This window comes from Methylobacterium sp. WL18 (assembly GCF_008040015.1).
Lineage (GTDB): Bacteria > Pseudomonadota > Alphaproteobacteria > Rhizobiales > Beijerinckiaceae > Methylobacterium > Methylobacterium mesophilicum.
This window is the reverse complement of the sequence record NZ_VRVD01000529.1, coordinates 1-3,275: the sequence shown is the minus strand read 5'-3', so window position 1 is coordinate 3,275 and position 3,275 is coordinate 1. Positions and strand designations below refer to the sequence as shown.

Here is a 3,275-nt window from a genome sequence, read left to right as displayed (position 1 = left end):
GGCCAGCAGCGGCCGGGCCGCGGGCTCGGCCCGGGACGCGGCAGGCTCATCGGCGCGGCCGACGCTGGTATAGGCGAACCCGTGGAGCCGGGCCTCCTCGGGCCGGTAGACGTTGCGCAGATCGACCAGGACCGGGGTGCGCATCGTGGCGTGCAGCCGCGGCAGGTCCAGCGCCCGGAACGCGTTCCACTCGGTGACGATCACCAGGGCGTCCGCCCCCTCCGCGCACGCGTAGGCATCCTGCGCGAAGTCCACCCCCGGCAGGAGCGGCCGGGCCTGCTCCATCCCCTCCGGGTCGTAGGCGCGGACATGGGCGCCGGCATCCTGCAGGCCGGCCACGATCGCGAGCGCGGGCGCATCGCGCATGTCGTCGGTGTTCGGCTTGAAGGTCAGCCCCAGCACCGCGACCGTCTTGCCGCGGACGCCACCGCAGGCCTTGATCACCTTGCGGGCCATGCCGCGCTTCCTCTGGTCGTTGACCGCCACCACGGTCTCGACCAGCCGCAGCGGCGTCCCGGCATCCTGGGCGGTCTTGACCAGCGCCAGCGTGTCCTTCGGGAAGCACGAGCCGCCGTAGCCCGGCCCCGCGTGCAGGAACTTGCCGCCGATCCGGTTGTCCAGCCCCATGCCGCGGGCGACCTGCTGGACGTCGGCGCCGACCTGCTCGCAGAGGTCGGCGATCTCGTTGATGAAGGTGATCTTGGCGGCCAGGAACGCGTTGGCGGCGTATTTCGTCAGCTCGGCGGTGCGCCGCGAGGTCACCAGGATCGGCGCCTCGTTGAGGTAGAGCGGCCGGTAGACCTCGCGCATCACCGCCTCGGCGCGGGGATCCTCGGTGCCGACCACGATCCGGTCCGGGCGCTTGAAGTCGGAGATCGCCGCGCCCTCGCGCAGGAATTCCGGGTTCGACACCACGGCGAAGTCGGCGTCCGGCCGCAGCTCGCGGATGATCCGCTCGACCTCGTCGCCGGTGCCCACCGGGACCGTCGACTTCGTCACCACCACGGTGAAGCGGGTCAGCGCCCGGGCGATGCTGCGGGCCGCCTGATACACGAAGGACAGGTCGGCGAAGCCGTCGCCGCGCCGCGAGGGCGTCCCCACTGCGATGAACACCGCGTCGGCCTCCGCGACGGCGAGTTCCAGGTCGGCGACGAAGGACAGCCGGCCCTGGCGGACGTTCTCCGCCACGAGGGCACCGAGCTCGGGCTCGTAGATCGGGATCCGCCCGGCATTCAGCGCGTCGATCCGGTCGCGATTGGTGTCGACGCACACGACGCTGTGGCCGAAATCGGCCAGGCACGCCCCGGAGACCAGCCCGACATAGCCCGACCCGACCATCGTGATGTTCATGCTCGCCTCGTCGCACCGCGCGTCCTGTGAGTCCGGTCTACGGCGGCGGCGGCGGGGCGGCACCTCATGACTTAGGCGTAGGGCCGGTCGGCGGGACGGGGTACGGGCGCGGTCCGCGGGGCTGCCGGGCCCCAAGGGCGGCCGGATACCTCGCTAGGCTTAGGTCCAACCGCCTCCGCGGTGTTCTCCGGCCAGGCAAGAGACCAGGCAGCCTAAAAGCTAAGTCTTTTTCTCTTCTATTAGGCCGGATCTTACGGGGTTTAGACGGAGACGATCGCAGGGACGAACTCTCTCGAGGATTTTCGTAGGGGAGAGCCCGTTTGGCCGCACGCTTCTACTTCGAGCTTGCCAACGCCGAGATCACGCTCCACGACCCGACGGGCGTCGAGGCCGCCGACCTCGAGGAAGCCCTGTTCGAAGCGCGCAGCGTCATCGCCGAGATGGCCGACGAGATCGCCGAGGCGCATCCGGGGCCGCCCTGGACCCTGCTGGTGCGGGACGAGGCCGGATGGCTGGTCGGGCGCTTTCCGATCCGCAAATGACCCGGCGCGCGGCCTTTACCGGTTGTTAACCCTTCGTTCGGAGGATCGGGACGCCTTCGATCAGGGACAACCATGGCCAGACCGACGTCCTCGCCCGATCCGCGTGTCGCCGCGCTGGCCGACGCCACCGCCGCCGGCTTGGCGCAAGCCGCGCAGGCCCTGGCGGAGAGCGGCGATCCCGAGACCGCCGAGGCCCTGCGCGCGATGGCGCGGCACAACCGGGTCGCGGCGCTCAAGCTCCGGACGATGCCGGGCGTCATGCAGGACCGGATGGGCCTGGCGCGTACCGCCTGAACCCGGGCGATCCTGCGGCCCGGACCAACTCTTACCGCACGACGGATCGAGCAGGCGGCTCACCCCGCCCGGCGAATCCCCCGGCAGACCGCGCGCCGTCTGGTCGGTCGCGGCTCGACCCGCCGAAGGACGCACGCCCACCGTCTCCCACGCTGGGCCAGGGCGGCCCTGAAGGGGGGCGGATGAGGGACAGCATGGCGGGTTGGAGCGCCCGAACCGCCGGGCGCCGTCACGCCGCCCGCATGGTGGCCAGGAAGCGGTCGACCTCGGCGGCGAGCCGCTCCGATTGGCGGGACAGGCCGGTCGCGGCCGAGAGGACCTGGCCGGCGGCTTCCCCGGTCTGCTCGGAGGCGCCCGCGACACCGACGATGTTGCTGGTCACCTCCTTGGTCCCGGCGGTCGCCTGGGCGATGTTGCGGACGATCTCCCGCGTCGCCGCCCCCTGTTGCTCGACCGCGGCGGCGATCGAGTTCGCCACCCCGTTCAGTTCGCGGATCCGGCCGGTGATCGTGCCGATCGCCCCGACCGCCTCGCCGGTGACGCCCTGGATCCGGCCGATCTGGCTGGCGATCTCCTCGGTCGCCTTGGCGGTCTGGCCGGCCAGCTCCTTCACCTCGGAGGCCACGACGGCGAAGCCCCGGCCCGCCTCGCCGGCGCGGGCCGCCTCGATCGTGGCGTTGAGCGCCAGCAGGTTGGTCTGGCTGGCGATCGCCGAGATCATCTGCACCACGCCGCCGATCCGGGTGGCCGCCGCGCTCAGCTCGGCGACCAGGGCGGCGGTCTGGTCGGCCTCGCCGACGGCCCTCTGGGCCAGATCGGTGGACCCCTGCACCTGCCGGCCGATCTCCTGGATGGAGCTGCCGAGTTCCTCGGTGGCGGCCGCGACCGTGGTGACGTTGGCTGCCGCCTCCTCGGCCGCCGTCGCCACCGCGCCGGATTGGGTGCCGGCCTCCTGGGCGATGTCCGTCATCGCCCGGGCTGTGGCCTGCAGCTCCGTGGCCGAGGACGCGACCTGCTCGACGATGCCGGCGACCGCCTGCTCGAAGCCCTCGGCCAGGTCCAGCCGGGCGCGCCTGCGCTCGGCGGAGG

General features: G+C 72.1%; 4 protein-coding genes. 2 read left to right on the top strand and 2 right to left on the bottom strand.

Annotated elements, in window-relative coordinates; all coding sequences use genetic code 11:
• The coding region (locus FV228_RS24400) for a UDP-glucose/GDP-mannose dehydrogenase family protein (RefSeq protein ID WP_147856926.1) at window positions 1-1,350 on the bottom strand (1,350 nt) is incomplete at its 3' end.
• A gap of 320 nt (window positions 1,351-1,670) precedes the next feature.
• Here FV228_RS24400 and FV228_RS24395 point away from each other — a divergent pair.
• Entirely contained in the window at window positions 1,671-1,892 is a 222-nt protein-coding gene (locus FV228_RS24395; RefSeq protein WP_147856925.1) for a hypothetical protein, read from the top strand.
• 72 nt (window positions 1,893-1,964) lie between these two features.
• Window positions 1,965-2,186, top strand: coding sequence for a hypothetical protein (locus FV228_RS24390; protein ID WP_147856924.1), 222 nt, complete (start codon window positions 1,965-1,967; stop codon window positions 2,184-2,186).
• A gap of 229 nt (window positions 2,187-2,415) precedes the next feature.
• Here the strand turns inward: FV228_RS24390 and FV228_RS24385 are convergent.
• Window positions 2,416-3,275, bottom strand: an 860-nt coding sequence (locus FV228_RS24385) for a methyl-accepting chemotaxis protein (protein ID WP_246694022.1), incomplete at its 5' end; no start/stop codon positions are given.

Excerpts from the sequence above, each read along its gene's own strand:
- FV228_RS24390 (WP_147856924.1), top strand. The coding sequence starts at position 1,965 with ATGGCCAGACCGACGTCCTCGCCCGATCCGCGTGTCGCCGCGCTGGCC.